This window comes from Janthinobacterium glycogeni (assembly GCF_051380725.1).
In the GTDB taxonomy this organism is placed as follows: Bacteria; Pseudomonadota; Gammaproteobacteria; order Burkholderiales; family Burkholderiaceae_D; genus Janthinobacterium.
In genome coordinates this window covers 364,327-382,296 of the sequence record NZ_JBNYXP010000005.1, presented here as the reverse complement: position 1 = coordinate 382,296, position 17,970 = coordinate 364,327, and the positions used below count along the sequence as shown (strand labels likewise).

Here is a 17,970-nt window from a genome sequence, read left to right as displayed (position 1 = left end):
AGTCCTCACGCTGCGCGCAGCGGGAAGCAGCCTGGCCCCACCGCGTCGAATTGTTTGTAGGTCAGCACGAATTCCTGGTGGCCCAGGTCTTCCGAGCGGCTCGGTTCTCCATTGGCCACGTTCAGCACGGCGGCGACGATCTCGGCGCCCACCTCTTCCAGCGTGGCTTCGCCCGTAAGGATCTTGCCGGCGTTGATATCCATGTCGTCGGCCAGGCGCTCGAAGGTTTGCGGATTGGCGCACACCTTGATGACGGGCGAAATCGCCGAGCCCACCACGGAGCCGCGGCCCGTCGTGAACAGGGTGATGTGGGCGCCGCAGGAAATGAGCTCAACGATTTCCGCGTTGTCCGACACGTTCGGGAAACCGAAGCGCGGCTCGCCGTCCGGCACCACGTCGAGCAGGTACAGGCCGCCGCCGGCCGGCTGGTCGCCTGGTTTCAGAATGCCGACGATGGGCGAGGAACCGCTCTTGGCGTAGGCGCCCAGCGACTTTTCTTCCTGCGTGGTGAGGCCGCCATCGGCGTTGCCCGGCGAGAAGCTGCCATGACCCATGATGGTGTAGTAGCGCGCGGCCTTGGCCACGGTGTCGACGATGGCGTTGCCCAGCTCCGGGCTGACGGCGCGCCGCTGCATGTGGTATTCGCAACCCACCAGTTCGCCCGTCTCTTCAAAAATGCAGGGGCTGCCGGCCGCGATCAGCGTGTCGAACGCCACGCCGACGGCCGGATTGGCGCTGATGCCGCTGGTGCTGTCGGACCCGCCGCAGATGGTGGCGACGACCAGTTCAGCTATCCCCATCGGCACGCGCTCCTGCCGCGCCAGGTGCTCGAGCGCCCAGCCTATCCATTCGACGCCGCTGCTCACGCTGGGGCGCGTGCCGCTGTTTTCCTGGATGGTGATCGTGTGCACGGGGCGGTCGCTGTCGGCCACCGCGCTGGAAAGGCCATACTTGTTGAATCCTTCGCAGCCCAGCGACACCAGCAGCACAGCGCCCACGTTCGGATGCGTCAGCAGGCGGCGCATCACCTGGTCCGCGTACTCGTTCGGGAAGCAGCCCGTAAAGCCGATCAGGTGCACGGGCTGGCCGGGAAAGGCGTTGACCATCAGGCGCGCCACGTGGTGCGCGCATTCGACCATATAGGCCACCACCACGATATTGCGGATGCCCTTGCGGCCATCGGCGCGCAGGTAGCCCGACAGGGCGGGTGTCGTTACGGGAGCGTTCATGCTTGATCGTCCTTGTCCAGGAAATGGCGGCCGTCCTGGCCCAGGGTAAACGTGGGGATGTAATCGCTTGCCAGGTTGTGCGTGTGGATGTGCTCACCGATGGCGACGGGGGCCGTGATGCTGCCGATCAGGGCGCCGTAGCGCAGCACCTTGTCGCCCACGGCCAGCGCGCGGCGCGCCACCTTGTGGCCGATGTGGATGTCTTGCGCCAGGGTGACGGGCAGTCCATCGATGACGACGACGTCGCCGCTGGCCAGGGCCATCCTGGCGATCAGGCAGTTATCCTCGGGCGACATCAGGAGCAGGCTGGCAGGCCGGGAAGCGAGGCTCATGGCGCACCCTCCCCGGCCAGAACGGCTAGGCGCCCGGCTGGCTCGGTTTTTCGCGCGTGCCGATCGAGGACAGCATGGTGCGGCGCGAGGAATCGAGGTGCGAGCGCATGGCCTCGAGCGCCTTCGGTATGTCGTGCTCGGCCAGCGCGCGCAGGATCGCCAGGTGCTCCTGCACCGCGTACTGGTTGCGGCCCTTTTCCTCGCCCTTGTCCCACTGGTAGTGATAGTGGAAGACAAACGAGACGATATCGTAGAAGCCCTGCGCGAAGCGGTTGTTCAGCAGGCCAATCAAAAAGGTGTGGAACTCGCGGTCCAGCGCCGGAAAGGCATTGTGGCGCGTGTCTATCCTGGCCGCCAGCTTCTCGTGCTGCCGGATCAGCCGCGCCAGTTCCGCATACGCGGGATCGCCATGCGGCAGGTGCGCAAACTGCTCCACGGCCGCCATCTCGAACATGCGCCGCATGTCCGCCAGCTCGGTGGCAAACGAGCGGTCGAACGCGCACAGGCGCCAGCCGCCGCGCGGCTTCTTTTCGATCAGGCCGAAGCGCGAAAAGCCGATCAGAAATTCGCGCACGCTGACGGTACTGGCGCCCGCCTCGCGCGCCAGCTCCGCTTCCGAAAATTCCGCGCCGGGCGGCATGTCGCGCTGGTAGACGCGCTCCATCAGCACTTGCTGGATGCGCTCGGCACCCGACTGCAATTCGGAGATATCGAAGTAGTCGCCCGGTATGGGTTTGCGCAGCAGGCGCCGGTCCGCCGGGCTGGCGATCAGCCGCCGCGTCGACAGGTAGGCGATCGCGCTGCGGATCGCCGTGCGGCTGCCCTGGCAGATGGTGGTCAGGAACTGCTCCGTCGGCAGCATCTCGCCCACTGCGACATTCTCGGCGAGAAATTGCAACAGCAGATTGGTACTGCGCTTGAAGACGGTGGCGGGTTTGGACATGGATGAATGAACGCGCTATGCCAGCGAAAGGGAAAGTGGATGAGTGGGCCATTTTAGTCGATATCGGATTGGATCGGCATGCCGAAAAAGAAACAACTGCGTTGACCGGGGCGTTCATGGCAGCGCTCCCGGTGCCAGCATGGCGCGCAGGCGCGGCTGCGCCAGGGCGGGACAAAGCTGCCGCGCCAGCGCCGCCACGGGCGCCATGCGGCGCTCGATCTTGCCGGCGTGGTGCTGGGCGATGTCGGCCAGCCGGTGCGCGAGGAAGGGATTGGCGAAGCGTTCCCTGACCTGCGCCACATAGGCCAGCGCGGCGTCGCCGTGCTGCTCTCCCATGGCGGCAAACACGGGCAGCACTTCCTCCTGCCACACCGCTTCCAGCGCGGCGCGCATGGCGTCGTCGTCCATCGCTTCGCGCACCGTCATGCCGGCCGGGCTGCCCCGTTCCATCCACAGCTGCGCCAGATAGGTGTGGCCCAGGTTGAGCAGGAACAGCTTGCGCTGCTCATACTCGCGCAGGCTGTTCGTCACCACCACCTGCGGGTGGCGGCACGGCAGCAGCATGCCTTCCTGCGCCTCGATGGCCCACAGCGCATAGGGTTCGGCCACCGCGCCTATCGGTTCGATCGGTTCGGACACGATGCGGTCGACGAGGGAATTGATCCACAGGCAGCCCGTTTCCAGGTAGCCGATGAACGCGGCATCGCAGCGCCATTGCCGCGCCAGTGTCACGATCACCTGGCGCAGTACATGACCGTTGCCGGCCACCAGTTCGCACGGAAAAATAGAGATGGGCGCGGCGCCGTCCAGGAAGCGGCCGTGCAGCAGCACCAGCAGCTTGGCGGGAAAGCTGGCGGGAACGGTATCGCCACCCAGCATGCCGGCGTGGTCGGCGTCATCGAGCCGGTAGCCCGTGTCGCCCGTATTCGAGACGATCACGCGCGCGGCCACGGCCGCAGCGCGCACCTGGCGCCAGTCGCTGCCGGCTTGCCACGCTTGCGTGACGGCGTGGGCCCGGCGCCCTTCGTCGACTTGCGCGCCGTCCTGCCAGCCGCGGATGCGCACGGGGTAGCCGCCGGCCTCGCGAAACGCCGCCACCCTCGCCGCGCCCTGCGCGCTGCCGGTCGTTTGCACGATGGTGATATGGCCCAGCGCCTCGCCAGACCTGGCCGCTTCGCTGACGAACAGGTCGGCGTGCGCCTGCAGGAAGCGGCTGGTGCCGAATTGAAGGATGGGATTGAGGCCGCTCATCTCAGACCTCGACGATGGCCTTGATGACGCCCGCCTCGGGCTGCATCCAGCGATCGAGCACGCCGGTAAATTCGTCGAGCGTGGTGCGGTGCGTATTGAGCAGCGCGGTGGGCACTTTCCCCGCCTTCATGGCCGCCACCACTTCCTCAAAATCGTCGACGGTGGCGTTGCGGCTGCCCAGCAAGGTCGTTTCGCGCTTGTGGAATTCCGGGTCGGAAAAGGACAGGCGGTCGCGCACGATGGACACCAGCACATAGGACCCGCCGTGGGCGACGAAATCCAGGCCCCGCTCCATGGCCGCGATATTGCCGGTGGCGTCAAACACCACGTCGAAGAATTCGCCGCCGGTGGCCTGCGCCAGTTGCTCCTTGTCGCCCTCGCCCACCGCCACCGTGCGGGCGATGCCCAGCGCGTCGCGGCAGAACTGCAGGCGGTCGGCGCGGCCGTCGAGCACCGTCACGTCGGCGCCTTTCAGGGATGCGAACAGCATCACGGCCATGCCGATTGGGCCGGCGCCCACCACCAGCACGCGCTTGGCCGCATCGACCGCGCCGCGCTTGACGGCATGCGCGCCGATGGCGAGAAATTCGATCATGGCCGCGTCGTCGAGCGAGATGCCTTCCGTCTTGAAGACGAAGCGCTCGGGCAGCGCCAGGTATTCGGTCATGCCGCCGTCGCGGTGCACGCCCAGCACTTCGATGCGGGTGCAGCAGTTGGTCTTGCCCTGGCGGCAGGCCACGCAGCTGCCGCAGGACAGGTAGGGCATCACGTAGACCTGGTCGCCCACGGCCAGGCGCGAGCCGGCTGGCGCGCTGTCGATATGGCCTGACAATTCATGGCCCATCACGCGCGGATAGCTGAGGAAAGGCTGGGTGCCGCGGAAGATATGCATGTCGGTGCCGCAGATGCCGACGCGGCGTATGCGCAGCAGCACTTCGCCCTCGCCGGGCACGGGCATGGGGTGCCGCTCCATGCGCAAACTGCCGGGCGTATCGCAAACGATACTTTTCATCATGGTCGTCCCTCTCGCCGTCCGGATCTTGCCGTCGGCATATTATATTTAACATACAAACCAACTGCGAAAAAAATCCGTCTGCGCGGATTGTCTTTCCAGCCCTGCCAAGCGCGCATCTTGCTGCGCCGCACAACGATTACTCCATCATGCCGCCTGACCCGAACCTCGTTGTTTTGCTGAAGTCGTCGTTCGGTTTTATAAATATACCGTACAAAAAAATGAAGGTCAACGGATTCTTTTTCCGGTTTTTTCGGGTCTCTGCTACATTTCTGCTTGACCCTGACGCAACGTCAGGCGCCATCGTGGTTGCACGCACTGAAGACAAGGAGAAGACGATGCTGTTGAAAATCGGTGAACTGGCCAGGCTCACGGGCCTGAGCGTGCGCACCCTGCACCACTACGACAGCATCGGCCTGCTCTCGCCTTCGGCGCGCACGCAAGCTGGCTACCGCCTGTACCAGCACGGCGACATGGACCGGCTGCACCGGATCATGGCGCTGCGCAAGTTCGGGCTGTCGCTGGCCGATATCGCCAACGCCCTCGCCGGGCCGGATCTGCCCTTGCATTCCATCGTGGCGCAGCAAATCGCCATGCTGGAACACCAGATCGCGCAGGCTTCCACCCTGCGCGAACGCCTGCGCACCTTGCAGGCGCAACTGGCGCAGGGGCAGGCGCCGGAACTGGCCGAGTGGCTTACCACTATGGAGTTGATGACCATGTACGACAAATACTTTAGTCGCGAAGAACTGCAACAAATGCCGCTGCTGACAGATAGCGCCGTGGAACAGGAATGGAAGGAACTGGTGGCGCGCGTGCGCGCCGCGAAAGACGCGGGCGCCGGCCCCGGCGATGTCCGGGCGCAGGCGCTGGCCACGGAATGGATGGTCAAGCTGGTGCGCGACACGGGCGCCCACCCGGGCCTGTTCGCGCGCCTGAACAGCATGCACGAACAGGAACCATCGATGCAAGCGACGACCAGCGTCGATGCGGACGTCATGCAATTCATCATCGCCGCCTTCAATGCCTCGCGCATGGCGCTGTACCAGCCTTTCCTCGATGAGCAGGAATACGCGTATTTACTCGCCAACTACGGCAGGCGCTCGGGCGAGTGGCCGGCCCTGATCGCCGCCGTGCGGGCCGCCATGGATGCGCGCACGCCGCCCACCGACCCGGCCGTGCTGCAACTGGCGCGGCAGTGGCTGGAACTGTTCCGCTCGTACGCGGGCACGAACCCAGCCACGCAGCTGAAATTCCGCCAGGCGCACCAGCAGGAACCTCGGCTGATGGAAGGCAGCTTCGTCGACGGGGCCATGCTGCACTACCTGGGCGCGGCGATGGCCGTGGTGGCGCAGGAGCGTCCGGGCAAATAAGTTGACGTGTGGCATCTCGTGGGCGGGGCCATGTAGAATCGGCCTTCGCCCACGAGAGGAACAACCGATGCGCCGCTTTCTGTTTGCCTGCCTGACCCTGCCCGCCTTCAATATCGCCGTGGCGGCCGAGCCGCCCGTGCAAGGGGTGTGGCAGGGCACTCTGGGCAAGGCCAATATCGTTGCCTGCTTCAACCAGCCCAGCCCCACGCAAGGCGCGGACCGCAGCGGCAACTATTACTACACGCGCTACAAGACACCGATCATGCTGGCCATGCCGAACGGCAAGAGCGACTGGAGCGAGTCCGACGCCAAGGGCGACACGACGGGCACGTGGCGCCTGGGTGCGCCGCAGGGCGGCAAGCTCACCGGCACCTGGACGGACCCGAAAAACGGCAAGTCCCTGCCCCTGGCCTTGACCCTGCTGGCAGCGGCGGGCGACCGCGAGCACCCATCGTGTGCCAGCGATGCCTACAATCTGGCGCTGGAAGATTTTCCCAATACCAAAACGAGCAAGCCGATCGCCTTCGAAGGCAAGCAATACCGCAACCTGCAAATCGGCGACACCATCACCGTGGAATTGATCGCGCCCGGCGACGGCATCGCGAAAATCAACGCGCAGCTGCGCGCCGTGCTGGCAAAAAATAAAAAAGACCTGGCCGACTTCTATGCCACGCGGCGCGAATACCTGGGCCGCAACGGTTTCACGACGGAAGACGAAGTGTATGCGGAGCCGACCTACTGGTCGCCGCGCTGGGTGACAATCAAGTTCTACCGCTGGCCGGCCGGCTATGGCGCCAGCGGCATTTCCATCCGGTTCCGCACCTGGGACGTGAAGACGGGCCAGGAAACGGATGTGTGGAACTGGTTTGGCGCCAGCGCCAGCGATGGCGACGACAAGGCCGAGCTGCCGGACCGCCTGCGCCAGGCCCTGTTCAAGAACGTGAAAATCGACGCCGAATGCAAGGGCACGGATTACGACGGCCGCGGCCGCTTCCACCTGTCATTGAAAGCCGAAGGCGTGTCGTTCTGGGAAGACGCCAACGGCAGCGGCTGCGAAAACGATTTTCTGCTGCCCTACAGCAAGGTCGGCCCCTTCCTCACCGTCAAGGGCCGCGCCGCGCTCAGCGACCTGTTGCCGAAGAACTAGCCACCCGCCTTGTCCACCGCCTTGTCCACCATCGTGGCCACCATCTCCGCCGTGGCCGCCGCCAGGGTCCAGCCCAGGTGGCCGTGGCCCGTGTTGTAATACACGCCCGGCGCCTTGCCCGGCCCCACTTTCGGCAGCATGGCCGGCAGCATGGGGCGCAAGCCCGCCCACGGGATCACCTTGCGCGTATTAACGCCGGGAAAACACTGCTCCACCCAGCGCAGCAGCGGTCGGATGCGGTCGGCGCGGATGTCGTCATTGTATCCATTGAATTCCGCCGTGCCCGCCACTCTGAGCCGGTCCTCGCCCAGGCGACTGCAGACCAGCTTGGTCGCATCGTCGAGCAGGCTGACCGTGGGCGCGGCCATACGGCTAGCCGCGTCGTCGAGCTGCACGGTGATCGAATAGCCTTTCACCGGATACACGTTGACATGGTCGCCCAGCATTGCCGCCATGGCGCGGCTGGCCGTGCCCGCGCACACGACGACGGCGTCGAACAGCGTACTGTCCTCGTCCATGCTGACGCGCACCTTGCCGTGCTTGCGCGCCAGCGCCGTCACCTGCGTGCCATAGCGGCAGGCCACGCCCAGGCGGACACAGGCGTCGGCCAGGCCGCTGGTGAATTTGTGGATGTCGCCCGTGGAATCGCTGTCCGTGTAGTAGCCGCCGTAAAAGTCGCCATGCAAGGTTGGTTCGATGGCGCGCATTTCCTGCGGCGTAACGGCGCGCCGCTGCAAGCCGCCCTGCGCCAGCAGGCGCGACACGCCGGCCGCCCGCTCGAAGCCGCGCCGGTCGCGGTACACGTGCAGGATGCCGGCGCGGCGGTGATCGAAAGCGATATTCTCTTCTTGCGCCCACGCGAACAGGTGTGCGCGCGCGGCGATCGCCATGCGCGCCGTGGCGATGGTGTTGCGCTCATAGTCAGGCATGGCGGCAAGGAATTGCGCAAACCAGCTCAGCTTGTGCCAGCCGGGAGTCGGATTGAGCAGCAGCGGCGCATCGCGCCGCGTCATCCATTTCAGCGCGTTCCATATCGTCGCCTTGTGGTTCCACACTTCCGCGTGCGAGGCCGACAATTGCCCGCCATTCGCATACGACGTTTCCATGGCGGGATAGCGGTGGCGCTCGATCAGGGTCACGTCCACGCCCCGTTTCGCCAGCGCATACGCCGTGGTGACGCCGGTGATCCCCCCGCCGATGACGGCCACGCGCTTCATGCCTCAGGCTCCATTTTCTGCCCCACCTTGCGCACGACGGTATCGCCCGCCTGCAAGACGCGGCCGTCTTCGGCCAGCACGTCCATGCGGCGCACGGGCAAGCTTGAGGCGCGCTGCAGCAGGGTCGAATGCGCCTCGCCCGCTTCGAACAATTGCGCCTCGCTCCACTGGCGCAGGCCGACGATGACGGGAAACAGCGCCAGCCCCTTGGGCGTGAGCACATATTCCTGGTAGGCCGTACCGTCCGAGGCGGGCGCAATCGTAAAGATGCCCTCTTCCACCAGGGTGTGCAGGCGGTCGGCCAGGATGTTCTTCGCCACGCCCAGGCTCTTCTGGAATTCCCCGAACCGGCGCATGCCGTCGAAGGCGTCGCGCACGATCAGCAGCGACCAGCGCTCGCCGATCGCGTCAAGCGCGCGCGCCACGGGACAGGGGTCGGTTTTCAGGCTCTTGCGCTTGGCCACGGGTTTCTCCTTGATTGAGTGGTTGCATTTTAAAACTTCTCGGCGTAGACTCCAACTGGTTTTAATTTGAAACCACATAGGCATTCATGCGCGATACAACCTCCCCCCTTCCCATGGCAACGCTGGCCCCTTCCCTCGTCTGGCTGTTTGCCACCGCCGCCGGCCTCAGCGTGGCCAATGTGTATTACGCCCAGCCCTTGCTCGCGACCCTGGCGCAGGAATTCGGCATGACGGAGGCGGCCAGCGGCATGGTCATCACGGCCACGCAGCTCGGCTGCGCGCTGGCCCTGCTGCTGCTGGTGCCCCTGGGCGACATGCTGAACCGGCGCCGGTTGACCCTGTTCCAGCTGGGCTTGCTGGCCATTTCCCTGGCGGCGCTGGGCTGCGCCCGTTCCACGGCCGCCTTGCTGGGCGGCATGCTGCTGGTGGGCTTGCTGGGCACGGCCATGACGCAGGGCTTGATCGCCTATGCGGCCAGCGCGGCGGCCAGCCACGAGCGGGGCAGGGTCGTCGGCATGGCGCAGGGCGGCGTGGTGATCGGCCTGCTGCTGGCGCGCACCCTGTCCGGCGTGGTGGCCGATGTGGCCGACTGGCGCGCCGTGTACTTTGTTTCGGCGGCCATCGCCTGCGCCCTGCTGTTGCTGCTGTGGCGCAAGCTGCCGCCGGCGCAACCATCGCATCAGAAGCCGGCTTACGGCGCCCTGCTCGCCTCCATGCTGGATATGCTGCTGCATAACAAGGTGCTGCGCGTGCGCGGCATGCTGGCGCTGCTGATGTTTGCTGTCTTCAATATTTTCTGGAGCGCCCTGGTGCTGCCCTTGACGGTGCAAGGCTATGGCCATGCGGCCATCGGCGCGTTCGGGTTAGTGGGCGTGATCGGCGCGCTGGGCGCGGCGCGTGCGGGCGACATGGCGGACAAGGGCCGCGCGCAGTGGACGACGGGCGCGGCCCTGTTGCTGCTGCTGGCCGCGTGGCTGCCGCTCGGCTTTGCGGGCACGGCCCTGTGGCCCCTGGTCATCGGCATCATCGCACTGGACCTGGCGGGCCAGGCCATCCACGTGACGAACCAGAGCCTGATTTTCAAACAGGACAGCGATGCGCACAGCCGCCTGGTGGCGTGCTACATGCTGTTTTATGCGGTGGGAAGCGGACTCGGTGCGATTGCCGCCACCAGCGTGTATGCGCTGGCGGGCTGGCATGGGGTATGCGCGCTGGGCGCGGCGGTCAGCTTGCTCGCCTTGCTGTTCTGGCGATTGACCTTGCCTGCTGAAAACGCTTAGATGCTTAATTCAGCATGGCCGTGGCGGAACCATGGCGGTAGGTTTTCAAGGCATCGGGCTGGATCTGGATCAGCGAACCGCTGACTTTAATCAGGTGCAAATCCGTCAGCTGATGCAGCACGCGCGACAGGGTGGCGGGCGCCAGGTTCAGGAACGATGCCAGCAGACTTTTCTTCAGGTCCAGCTTGACTTCGTTCGAGCGCTGCTGGTCCGATGCCTGCAGCAAATACTCGACCACGCGCTGGGTGGCGTTCTGCACGGAGCAGCGCTCCACGTTGCGGATGAAACCCATCAGGTGGTGCGACAGGCTGTTCATCATCTGGCGTGCGATGCGCGGTGACTGGTCCAGCAGGCGCAGCAGCGCGTGCGGCGGGATGCGCAGCAGCAGGCAGTGCTCGAGCGCTTCGGCGCAGAACGGGTACGGTTCATCGAGGAAAATCATGGCTTCGCCGAAGCTCTGGCCCGGACGGATCAGTTCCAGGACCTTGTCGGTCCCTTCCATGGAAAACACGCTGAGCTTGACGAGGCCGAAGACCACCACGTAGGCGCCTTCCGCCACTTCACCCTTGCGGAACAGCACTTTGCCTTTTTCCACTTCGACGCGCACGACATCCTGGCGCAATTGCTCTAATTGCGAAGGGGAAATATGGCGGAACAGAGCCTGGCTCGATAGCAAGCCATCGACGTTGACCTTATGCATGACACTCTCTTATTAGATTAGCGAATGACTAAGAGTGTAATGCGCAGGCACGGTCAAGGCCATACGTCAAAGGAACTAGGGTTGTCTAGGCCGGAACGCCATGCAGATCAAACAATCGCGCATTCCTTGCGGCCTATTTGCGCTTTGCTTGATTTCTATTTGCCCAGTTCGCGCTCGACCGCGTAGACGGCGATCTGCACGCGGCTGCTGAGCTTAAGCTTTTTCAGGATGTTTTGCACGTGGATTTTCACCGTGCTTTCGGCCACGTCCAGCTGGCGCGCGATCTCCTTGTTGCTCAGTCCTTGCGCCAGGCAAGCCATGGCTTCGCGTTCGCGCGGCGTCAGTTTGTCATAGTCGGCCTGGGGCGCATTCTGCCCCGCGCGGAACTGCGACACGAGCTTGGCCGTCATGGCGTCGGCAATCACGGATTCGCCGGCGGCGGCGCGGCAAATGGCCTGCCCCAGCTGCTCTGCCTCGATATTTTTCAGCAAATAGCCGCGCGCGCCCGCGCGCAGCGCAGCGCCCAGGTCGGCCGCGTTTTCCGACACGGTCAGCATCAGCACGACCATCTGCGGCATGTCCTGCAGAATCAGCTGCAGCGCCTCGACACCCGTCACGCCGGGCATGTTCAAGTCCATCAGCACCACGTCGGGCTGCAGTTCGGCCGTCAGGCGCACGCCGTCGAGCCCGTTCGATGCCTCGCCCACCACCTGGAATTGAGGATTGCGCTGTAGCAGCAGCTTGACGCCGCTGCGCAGCAAGGTGTGGTCGTCGACCAGCAGGATTTTGATTGGTGCGTTCACTATGTTTGTTGCCTGATAAGGATGATTCATCTGTTACGCGGCCTGGCGCCGGGCTGCCGGCAAGGCCAGCGAGATCGTCGTGCCGCCGCCGGGCGTGCTGTCGATGGCAAATTGCGCACCGAGCCGCTCGGCTCTTTCCTGCATGATACGCAAGCCGATCTGCAATTCCGTTTTCTTGTCGCGCAGGTTGGCGGCGAAGCCTTCGCCATCGTCGCGCACCTGCAGCGCGAAATCGCGCCCGTTGACCACGCGCAGCGCCACGTTGCTCGCCTGCGCGTGCTTGCGGATATTCGACAGCGCTTCCTGCACGATGAACAGGATCTGCAACTGCTGCTCGGGCGCCAGCGGCGCGCCATTGCCGCTCATCTCCAGCGTGCCGGCGACACCCGTCTGCAGCTCGAACTTGGCCAGCACTTCCGACAGCTTGCTTTCCAGGTCGCTGCCATGCCAGCGCGTGCGGAAATTGACGAGCAATTCGCGCACGTCCTGGTAGCTTTGTTCGACGCCCATGCGCATCAGCGGCAACACTTCGGCCGCTTCGTCGAGCTGGCCCCGGCGCACGGAATCGTCGAGCATCTGCACTTGCAGGCTGATAAAGTTCAGGCTTTGCGCGATACTGTCGTGCAAGCCTTCGGCCAGCAGGCTGCGTTCGCGCGCCACGGCAAATTCCTTCTCGCGCGCGATCAGGCGCTGGTTTTCGATGGCGATGCCCAGGCTCTGGCCCAGCGTCTCCAGCCAGCCCTGCTGCTGCGCCTGCACGGCTTGCGGCTGCGCAAAGTGCAGCGAAAAGCTGCCCACCACCTGGTCGCGCGCCAGGATGGGAAAGACGGCGATGGCGATAAAGCCCTCGTCCTGGCAACGGTAGCGCTGCAGCGCTTCGACCTGGCGGAAATCGCGGATCTGGATCACGCCCTGCGCCACGGCCGCGCCGCACAGGCAATCGTTGTTGCGGATGCAGTGTTCCTCTTCCACCATGGCGTCCGAAATGCCTTCGTGCACGATGATGTGCACGGTATCGTGCTGCGGATCGAGAATGCGCACGGTGCCGCCTTCGGCTTGCGCGAACTGCATCACATGGCGCAGGAAGCCGCGGCACAGGGCATCGATGGCGTGCTGTCCCGCCAGCAAGGTGGAAATGTCATGCAGGGTGGCCAGCTGGCGCTCCTGCGCGGCGCTCAGGCCCGATGCGGCCTGCGCCAGGCGGCGCTGACGCCAGCGCGACGCTGGAAGTTGTTTGCGGGAAGGTTGACTGCGCGGCGCATGCATGAAGAACTCGAATCTGAAAAGAGGTGCGCCCGGCAAGCGCTGCGGCCTGCCGGGCTGGTAAAGGTTACAAACGGATCTCGGTACCGAGCAGCTTGACGAACTGCGCCAGCCAGGCCGGATGCGCGGGCCAGGCCGGGGCCGTGACGAACTGACCATCCGTGACGGCGTCCGTGACGGCGATGTCGGCATACGTGCCGCCCGCCAGTGTCACTTCCGGCGCGCAGGCGGGATAGGCGGAAATGCGCTTGCCGCGGATGACGTCGGCGGCGGCCAGCAATTGCGCGCCGTGGCAGACGGCCGCGACGGGCTTGCCCGCCTCGGCGAAATGGCGCACGGCGGCGATGACCTTGTCGTTCAGGCGCAGGTATTCGGGCGCGCGGCCGCCGGCGATCATCACGGCGTCATAGTCGGCCGGGTCGATCTCGTCGAAGCTGGCGTTCAAGGTGAACAGGTGGCCCGGCTTTTCCGTGTAGGTCTGGTCGCCCTCGAAATCGTGGATGGCCGTCTTGATCGTCTCGCCGCTTTTCTTGCCGGGGCAGACGGCATGCACGGCATGACCGAGCATCAGCAGAGCCTGGAACGGCACCATCGTTTCATAATCTTCTGCAAAATCGCCGGTCAAAAACAGAATTTTCTTCGCTGCCATTTAGTTCTCCTATGAAAGATTGATTCCGCAAGACGTATCTTAGCGCGACTTGGCAGCCATACTAGATATTTATCAAACTTTTGCGCCTTGATCGAGGATTTTACAGGCTGAGGCAGAATTTTTTACAGGCTCCCTGGTCAAATCAGGTACACCTCCTTGAAAGGCCGGGCCATGGACAGCAGCACAAACAGCGGCGGCAACACGCTGATACGTATCTTCGACCATTTCCCCGATGCGGAGCGCGCCCGCATGCGCTTGCTGGCCGAAGGTTTTCCTCCTCACGCCGTGCAACTGGACGCGGGCGACGACGAGGCCGGCCCCGTGCAGGGCAATTTTACGGTCGGCAACCGCGACACCATGACCAGCCGGCTGGAGCGCGCGATCAACGCCCTGTTCGGCGGCGACAACCATATGTACCGGCGTAACTACGGCAAGACGGCGTTTCGCGGCATGGTGCGCCTGGTGGTGGCCACGCGCCACGCCGACGAGCAGGAACGCGCGCACGCCATCCTGCAAGCGTGCGGCGGCAGCGATATCGAACAGCGCACGGCCCGCTGCGGCCAAGACAGACACGGCGGCGTGCCAGCCCTGTCGCGCTAGCCGGCGTGCCCGGCATATCGCGCAATTGCTGCAGCAGGGTCTGCAACAACGGCGCTACAACAAGCTGTGCCTGGTAGCCGCGCCCAAGTTCCTGGGGCGGTTGCGCAAAGCCTGGACGCCCAGGTGGAAAGGCGGCTCAGCCATGCCCTGGCCAGGGAGGTCGCCAGCATGACCGTACCGCAGCTGGAAGCCTGCCTGCAGCAAGCGCTGGACAGGAGCGGCGGCGCCGGCTGACCGGCAAGTGGCCCAGCGCCGTCCGCAAGCGGGCACAATCTGTGGCAAGATCTACGTTCTTTCTTTCAAAACCGGAACTTGCCATGATTTTTGAAATTGCCCACATCCAGATCAAATCGGCCACGCATGAAGCCTTCGAAGCGGCTGTCGCGAAAGCCGTCCCCCTGTTCCAGCGCGCGCGCGGCTGCGAATCGATGCGCCTGGAGCGCTCGATCGAAAACGGCGACGCCTACCGCCTGGTGGTGGGCTGGACGACCCTGGAAGACCACACCGTGCATTTCCGCGGCAGCGACGACTTCCAGGCATGGCGCGGCCTGGTGGGCGAATTCTTTGCCGCCCCACCCCAGGTCGAGCACATGAACACGGTGGTGACGGGGTTTTAAGCCGGGGTTTCACACAGCACACCGTCTGCCCCCGAGCTTGTCGGCGAACTTGGCCGCGAACTTGGCCGATTACGCGCGGCCTTGCCGCGCGAATCAGACCTACGCCACGAATAGGCGCCTGGGCGCGGCTTAGACGGCAGGATGATGGAAGACCTGCCGCAGATACGCGAGGAAGGTTTCATCCTTGCACAGGGTCTTGCCCGGTGAATCCGACAATTTCGCCACGGACTGGCCATTGCAGCGCACCAGTTTCATGACGATGTTGAGCGGCGTCAAACCGACGTCGTTGGTGAGATTGGTGCCGATGCCGAAGCCCGTCATGATGCGGTCGGCGAAGTGCTGGTACAAGGCAAACGCCTTGTCCAGGTCCAGGCCGTCGGAAAACACGAGGCGCTTGGTGTTGGCGTCGATGCGCAGGGCCGCATAATGGGCCAGCGCCTTCTCGCCCCACTCGACGGGGTCGCCCGAATCGTGGCGCAAGCCATCGAACAGCTTGGCAAAATACAGGTCGAAGTCGGCCAAAAAGGCATCCATGCCGACCACGTCCGTCAGGGCGATGCCCAGGTCGCCCCGGTATTCCTGCACCCAGTCTTCCAGGGCCGCCTTTTGAAAGTCGCGCAGGCGCACGCCGAACGACTGGAACGACTGCATGTATTCATGCGCCATGGTGCCGATCGGCACGATGCCCAGCTTTTTCGCCAGATACACATTCGACGTGCCCTTGAAGTATTCGGGCACTTCGCGCGCCAGCCGTTGCACCACCTCGTCATGCCAGGCGCCGGAAAAACGCCGGCGCACGCCGAAATCGGAAAATTCAAACGGATGCTTGCGCCTCGGCAGCTTGCCGAATTCCTTGACGGCCGCCACTTTCAAGCCCAGGCGGTGGCGCCCTTCGCGCATGGCCGCATCGAGGTCGAAACGGCGGAAATACAGTTCGTTGATGATATACAGCACGAAAATCTCGAAACCCATCACGTGCACCTGCGGCCCGGCCGCATGCACGATCAGGGTGTCGCCATCGGTGCTGACGTCGATGAACTTGCGCTGGAAGCGGAACACCGTCAAAAAGTCGACGAAATCGCTCTTCATGAAGCGCAGCGTGCGCAAATAGGCGAGCTCGTCGTCGGCAAACGACATCGAGCACAGGTGGTCGAGCTGTTCTTCCAGCTCGCCCTTCAGTTCGGCCAGCGGAAAGGCGGTGGCGTTACGGCAGACAAATTCGTATTCGGTATGGGTATTCGGATGACCGTGCAGCAAGGCTTGCCACATTGTAAATTTATACAGATCGGTTTCCAGCAAACTGCGCACTATCGGGGTCATGTGTGTTTTCTCCAACTTCCTGAAGCCAGAATAGTACGCCACCGCAGGCATTTCAGCAGGGCGCGATGGACAAATGGCTCAGGCAGTCGCGTTGGCCAGCAATTCCGGCAAGACCTCGGCGGACGTGGCCAGCCGCGCGCCGCGCTCATGCATGGCGGCAAGGAAGTCGCGCTGCTGCGCCGCAAAGCCCGTGACGGGGCTCATGCAGTCCGTCAGCAAGACCAGGCGCGACAGGGCCGCCTTGCCTTGCTGCGCTTCCAGGTAATCGGCGATGTGCTCGGTGCTGGCTTTGACGCAATGGCTGCCCGCTTCGCCGCAGAGGTAGAGTTGCTGCGCCGGCAGCAGGGTGTCGAGGAAGGCGCGGTTGAGCTGGGTGGCCGCATCCTGCGCATCGGGCACTTCCGCCTTGACGGCAGAGTAATGCTCGGTCCACGGATTGGAACCCTTGCTCAGCTTGGCCACCACTTGCAAGTTGGCCACTTCCCAGGCGTTGTAGGCGGCGCGCACGGCAGCGTGGATATTCTGGCCCCAGCTGCCGATCTCGCAGTGCACGGGCCACACCATCAGCTGGTAGCGTCCCGCCTGCTGCAAGGCGTCGAGGTAGGCGAGCGCGCGCGGCAAGGCGCCGCTGGCGGCGGGCAGGAACAGGCGGTCGCGCACCTGCTGCGCGCTGATCTGCGTAAACGGCGGCACGGCGCCGCCCTCGCCCGTGCGCCAGAAAGCGGGGTGGGCGATGTCGTAGCGGTGGTGGGCGTCGAGCGTCACGCTGATCTGCGTCAAGCCGCCGCCCCCTTCTCGGATCAGCTGCGCCACGCGCAGCATATCGGCGTGGGCGCCGGGCACGGCCAAGGCCGGCGCCGCATCGGGCGGCAGCCAGGTGGCAGGCAAGTCGCAAAAATCGTTTTGCGGGTCGATGACGAGCAGGTGCAGCTGGCGTTTCATGGCGGTCCTCGTGCGTGGCAGGAAGTTGCATGATAATGGCAACATCGTCATCACGCCAATCCGGAGCCCGCCATGCACCATGCCAAGCGCAATAACTTGCGCCCGAACAAGTTACTCAACAGCAAATGGACAGCCGTCACGCCCGTCAACAAGGAAAAACATTTTCTCGTCATTAAGCTGTGCGCCGCAGCCACGCCGGATGAGCCGGCCACGCACGTGGAACTGGAAGCCGTGCATTCGCGCCGCGTGCACATCCTGCCCTGGCGCACGCTGCAGGATGTGGCGCAGTGGCATCAGGGGTGGAAGACATAACGGCGCTGGCGCCGCTCGACCAGCTTGACGGCCGCCTCGCCCGCTTCCGCCATGGCATCGGCTTCCGTCGTAAACTGGTGGTCGGCCGACACCCGGCGCTTTTTCACCAGGTTCACCCGGTGCATGGGGTTGGGCGAAGGGGCATAGATGGCGACGTACGCGCCCCATAGCTTGCAGCCCCGCAAGCGCTCTGCCGTGTAATTCACCTCATAAAAATCAACATACTTTATCGGCACGATGTGCGCTCCAAACATGGCCGGACAGCTTGTCTCTACGGACTGACGCGGTAAAAGGGGGAAAACCATGCGCTCGCGATTGCTCGGGATACTCACTTACTTATCTGCTTTTTATTACGCGGCACAGGGAAAAACTTGAACGCCTGCCTGATCGCCAGGCATGGCGGCACGTCCATTGAAAGTATAGACGATGCAAAAAAATTGTTGATCGGAAACCCCGTACTGAACGCAGGGGGCACGGTGGAAATCCGCGCGCTGCCGCTCGGCTGACGCGGCATGG

At 64.2% G+C, this 17,970-nt stretch carries 22 protein-coding genes; 8 read left to right on the top strand and 14 right to left on the bottom strand.

Features of this window, described 5'->3' with window-relative positions; genetic code table 11:
• Nucleotides 1-5: 5 nt before the first annotated feature.
• From ACQ4W4_RS14680 to ACQ4W4_RS14660, 5 genes are all read right to left on the bottom strand, one after another.
• Nucleotides 6-1,229: a UxaA family hydrolase gene (locus ACQ4W4_RS14680; RefSeq protein ID WP_436542620.1), complete on the bottom strand. Its 1,224-nt coding sequence runs from the start codon at nucleotides 1,227-1,229 to the stop codon at nucleotides 6-8.
• Nucleotides 1,226-1,561 (bottom strand): UxaA family hydrolase, encoded by a 336-nt coding sequence (locus ACQ4W4_RS14675; RefSeq protein ID WP_436542619.1) that lies wholly within the window; start codon nucleotides 1,559-1,561, stop codon nucleotides 1,226-1,228. Before ACQ4W4_RS14675 ends, ACQ4W4_RS14680 begins: the two co-directional genes overlap by 4 nt.
• Before the next feature lie 25 nt (nucleotides 1,562-1,586).
• A complete protein-coding gene (locus ACQ4W4_RS14670) occupies nucleotides 1,587-2,504 on the bottom strand; it encodes a GntR family transcriptional regulator (protein ID WP_436542618.1) in 918 nt (305 codons plus the stop codon).
• 114 nt (nucleotides 2,505-2,618) lie between these two features.
• Nucleotides 2,619-3,755 carry a mannitol dehydrogenase family protein gene (locus ACQ4W4_RS14665; RefSeq protein ID WP_436542617.1) on the bottom strand — a complete coding sequence of 379 codons (1,137 nt, stop codon included), beginning with the start codon at nucleotides 3,753-3,755 and terminating at the stop codon, nucleotides 2,619-2,621.
• A 1-nt stretch (nucleotide 3,756) separates the two neighbouring features.
• On the bottom strand, nucleotides 3,757-4,767 hold the full coding sequence (locus ACQ4W4_RS14660; RefSeq protein WP_436542695.1) for a zinc-binding alcohol dehydrogenase family protein: 1,011 nt from the start codon (nucleotides 4,765-4,767) through the stop codon (nucleotides 3,757-3,759).
• A 338-nt stretch (nucleotides 4,768-5,105) separates the two neighbouring features.
• Between ACQ4W4_RS14660 and ACQ4W4_RS14655 the strand changes: the two genes are divergently transcribed.
• Both ACQ4W4_RS14655 and ACQ4W4_RS14650 read left to right on the top strand, forming a co-directional pair.
• A complete protein-coding gene (locus tag ACQ4W4_RS14655; protein WP_436542616.1) occupies nucleotides 5,106-6,140 on the top strand; it encodes a MerR family transcriptional regulator in 1,035 nt (344 codons plus the stop codon).
• Between the two features lie 67 nt (nucleotides 6,141-6,207).
• Nucleotides 6,208-7,287 (top strand): hypothetical protein, encoded by a 1,080-nt coding sequence (locus ACQ4W4_RS14650; protein ID WP_436542615.1) that lies wholly within the window; start codon nucleotides 6,208-6,210, stop codon nucleotides 7,285-7,287.
• Here ACQ4W4_RS14650 and ACQ4W4_RS14645 read toward each other — a convergent pair.
• A complete protein-coding gene (locus ACQ4W4_RS14645) occupies nucleotides 7,284-8,504 on the bottom strand; it encodes a D-amino acid dehydrogenase (protein ID WP_436542614.1) in 1,221 nt (406 codons plus the stop codon). The genes ACQ4W4_RS14650 and ACQ4W4_RS14645 overlap by 4 nt on opposite strands.
• Nucleotides 8,501-8,968: a winged helix-turn-helix transcriptional regulator gene (locus ACQ4W4_RS14640; protein ID WP_436542613.1), complete on the bottom strand. Its 468-nt coding sequence runs from the start codon at nucleotides 8,966-8,968 to the stop codon at nucleotides 8,501-8,503. The genes ACQ4W4_RS14645 and ACQ4W4_RS14640 overlap by 4 nt, the downstream gene beginning before the upstream one ends.
• A gap of 86 nt (nucleotides 8,969-9,054) precedes the next feature.
• On the opposite strand from ACQ4W4_RS14640, the gene ACQ4W4_RS14635 reads away from it, so the two are divergent.
• Nucleotides 9,055-10,248, top strand: a complete 1,194-nt coding sequence (locus ACQ4W4_RS14635; RefSeq protein ID WP_436542612.1) for an MFS transporter — start codon at nucleotides 9,055-9,057, stop codon at nucleotides 10,246-10,248.
• A gap of 4 nt (nucleotides 10,249-10,252) precedes the next feature.
• Here the strand turns inward: ACQ4W4_RS14635 and ACQ4W4_RS14630 are convergent, their stop codons facing one another.
• The 4 genes from ACQ4W4_RS14630 to ACQ4W4_RS14615 form a co-directional block, all read right to left on the bottom strand.
• Nucleotides 10,253-10,948, bottom strand: coding sequence for a Crp/Fnr family transcriptional regulator (locus ACQ4W4_RS14630; protein ID WP_034759676.1), 696 nt, complete (start codon nucleotides 10,946-10,948; stop codon nucleotides 10,253-10,255).
• A 155-nt stretch (nucleotides 10,949-11,103) separates the two neighbouring features.
• Nucleotides 11,104-11,781, bottom strand: coding sequence for a response regulator (locus tag ACQ4W4_RS14625; protein WP_436542611.1), 678 nt, complete (start codon nucleotides 11,779-11,781; stop codon nucleotides 11,104-11,106).
• Nucleotides 11,782-11,784: 3 nt separating this feature from the next.
• On the bottom strand, nucleotides 11,785-13,017 hold the full coding sequence (locus tag ACQ4W4_RS14620; protein ID WP_436542610.1) for a GAF domain-containing sensor histidine kinase: 1,233 nt from the start codon (nucleotides 13,015-13,017) through the stop codon (nucleotides 11,785-11,787).
• Nucleotides 13,018-13,081: 64 nt separating this feature from the next.
• Nucleotides 13,082-13,663, bottom strand: coding sequence for a DJ-1/PfpI family protein (locus ACQ4W4_RS14615; RefSeq protein WP_070292103.1), 582 nt, complete (start codon nucleotides 13,661-13,663; stop codon nucleotides 13,082-13,084).
• Between the two features lie 171 nt (nucleotides 13,664-13,834).
• On the opposite strand from ACQ4W4_RS14615, the gene ACQ4W4_RS14610 reads away from it, so the two are divergent.
• The 3 genes from ACQ4W4_RS14610 (at nucleotide 13,835) to ACQ4W4_RS14600 (ending at nucleotide 14,880) form a co-directional block, all read left to right on the top strand.
• Nucleotides 13,835-14,263 (top strand): hypothetical protein, encoded by a 429-nt coding sequence (locus ACQ4W4_RS14610; protein WP_436542609.1) that lies wholly within the window; start codon nucleotides 13,835-13,837, stop codon nucleotides 14,261-14,263.
• On the top strand, nucleotides 14,196-14,435 hold the full coding sequence (locus tag ACQ4W4_RS14605) for a host attachment protein (RefSeq protein WP_436542694.1): 240 nt from the start codon (nucleotides 14,196-14,198) through the stop codon (nucleotides 14,433-14,435). The genes ACQ4W4_RS14610 and ACQ4W4_RS14605 overlap by 68 nt, the downstream gene beginning before the upstream one ends.
• Nucleotides 14,436-14,580: 145 nt before the next feature.
• Nucleotides 14,581-14,880 carry an antibiotic biosynthesis monooxygenase family protein gene (locus tag ACQ4W4_RS14600; protein ID WP_070221804.1) on the top strand — a complete coding sequence of 100 codons (300 nt, stop codon included), beginning with the start codon at nucleotides 14,581-14,583 and terminating at the stop codon, nucleotides 14,878-14,880.
• Nucleotides 14,881-15,009: 129 nt separating this feature from the next.
• Here the strand turns inward: ACQ4W4_RS14600 and pncB are convergent, their stop codons facing one another.
• A complete protein-coding gene (gene pncB / locus ACQ4W4_RS14595) occupies nucleotides 15,010-16,200 on the bottom strand; it encodes a nicotinate phosphoribosyltransferase (protein ID WP_070221805.1) in 1,191 nt (396 codons plus the stop codon).
• A 78-nt stretch (nucleotides 16,201-16,278) separates the two neighbouring features.
• Entirely contained in the window at nucleotides 16,279-17,142 is an 864-nt protein-coding gene (locus ACQ4W4_RS14590) for a cysteine hydrolase family protein (protein WP_436542608.1), read from the bottom strand.
• A 72-nt stretch (nucleotides 17,143-17,214) separates the two neighbouring features.
• On the opposite strand from ACQ4W4_RS14590, the gene ACQ4W4_RS14585 reads away from it, so the two are divergent.
• A complete protein-coding gene (locus ACQ4W4_RS14585; RefSeq protein ID WP_436542607.1) occupies nucleotides 17,215-17,454 on the top strand; it encodes a TIGR02450 family Trp-rich protein in 240 nt (79 codons plus the stop codon).
• On the opposite strand, the gene ACQ4W4_RS14580 is transcribed toward ACQ4W4_RS14585, so the two are convergent.
• The gene (locus tag ACQ4W4_RS14580) at nucleotides 17,436-17,660 is read right to left on the bottom strand and encodes a hypothetical protein (protein WP_257218104.1); all 225 of its coding nucleotides are present in this window, start codon (nucleotides 17,658-17,660) and stop codon (nucleotides 17,436-17,438) included. The genes ACQ4W4_RS14585 and ACQ4W4_RS14580 overlap by 19 nt on opposite strands.
• A gap of 165 nt (nucleotides 17,661-17,825) precedes the next feature.
• Here ACQ4W4_RS14580 and ACQ4W4_RS14575 point away from each other — a divergent pair, with 165 nt between their 5' ends.
• Nucleotides 17,826-17,960: a hypothetical protein gene (locus ACQ4W4_RS14575; RefSeq protein ID WP_436542606.1), complete on the top strand. Its 135-nt coding sequence runs from the start codon at nucleotides 17,826-17,828 to the stop codon at nucleotides 17,958-17,960.
• Nucleotides 17,961-17,970 lie beyond the last annotated feature (10 nt).

Excerpts from the sequence above, each read along its gene's own strand:
- ACQ4W4_RS14600 (WP_070221804.1), top strand. The coding sequence starts at position 14,581 with ATGATTTTTGAAATTGCCCACATCCAGATCAAATCGGCCACGCATGAA.
- ACQ4W4_RS14680 (WP_436542620.1), bottom strand. The coding sequence starts at position 1,229 with ATGAACGCTCCCGTAACGACACCCGCCCTGTCGGGCTACCTGCGCGCC.
- ACQ4W4_RS14630 (WP_034759676.1), bottom strand. The coding sequence starts at position 10,948 with ATGCATAAGGTCAACGTCGATGGCTTGCTATCGAGCCAGGCTCTGTTC.
- pncB (WP_070221805.1), bottom strand. The coding sequence starts at position 16,200 with ATGACCCCGATAGTGCGCAGTTTGCTGGAAACCGATCTGTATAAATTT.
- ACQ4W4_RS14635 (WP_436542612.1), top strand. The coding sequence starts at position 9,055 with ATGCGCGATACAACCTCCCCCCTTCCCATGGCAACGCTGGCCCCTTCC.
- ACQ4W4_RS14590 (WP_436542608.1), bottom strand. The coding sequence starts at position 17,142 with ATGAAACGCCAGCTGCACCTGCTCGTCATCGACCCGCAAAACGATTTT.
- ACQ4W4_RS14670 (WP_436542618.1), bottom strand. The coding sequence starts at position 2,504 with ATGTCCAAACCCGCCACCGTCTTCAAGCGCAGTACCAATCTGCTGTTG.
- ACQ4W4_RS14650 (WP_436542615.1), top strand. The coding sequence starts at position 6,208 with ATGCGCCGCTTTCTGTTTGCCTGCCTGACCCTGCCCGCCTTCAATATC.
- ACQ4W4_RS14655 (WP_436542616.1), top strand. The coding sequence starts at position 5,106 with ATGCTGTTGAAAATCGGTGAACTGGCCAGGCTCACGGGCCTGAGCGTG.
- ACQ4W4_RS14665 (WP_436542617.1), bottom strand. The coding sequence starts at position 3,755 with ATGAGCGGCCTCAATCCCATCCTTCAATTCGGCACCAGCCGCTTCCTG.
- ACQ4W4_RS14585 (WP_436542607.1), top strand. The coding sequence starts at position 17,215 with ATGCACCATGCCAAGCGCAATAACTTGCGCCCGAACAAGTTACTCAAC.
- ACQ4W4_RS14620 (WP_436542610.1), bottom strand. The coding sequence starts at position 13,017 with ATGCATGCGCCGCGCAGTCAACCTTCCCGCAAACAACTTCCAGCGTCG.
- ACQ4W4_RS14660 (WP_436542695.1), bottom strand. The coding sequence starts at position 4,767 with ATGAAAAGTATCGTTTGCGATACGCCCGGCAGTTTGCGCATGGAGCGG.
- ACQ4W4_RS14615 (WP_070292103.1), bottom strand. The coding sequence starts at position 13,663 with ATGGCAGCGAAGAAAATTCTGTTTTTGACCGGCGATTTTGCAGAAGAT.
- ACQ4W4_RS14625 (WP_436542611.1), bottom strand. The coding sequence starts at position 11,781 with ATGAATCATCCTTATCAGGCAACAAACATAGTGAACGCACCAATCAAA.
- ACQ4W4_RS14675 (WP_436542619.1), bottom strand. The coding sequence starts at position 1,561 with ATGAGCCTCGCTTCCCGGCCTGCCAGCCTGCTCCTGATGTCGCCCGAG.
- ACQ4W4_RS14645 (WP_436542614.1), bottom strand. The coding sequence starts at position 8,504 with ATGAAGCGCGTGGCCGTCATCGGCGGGGGGATCACCGGCGTCACCACG.
- ACQ4W4_RS14610 (WP_436542609.1), top strand. The coding sequence starts at position 13,835 with ATGGACAGCAGCACAAACAGCGGCGGCAACACGCTGATACGTATCTTC.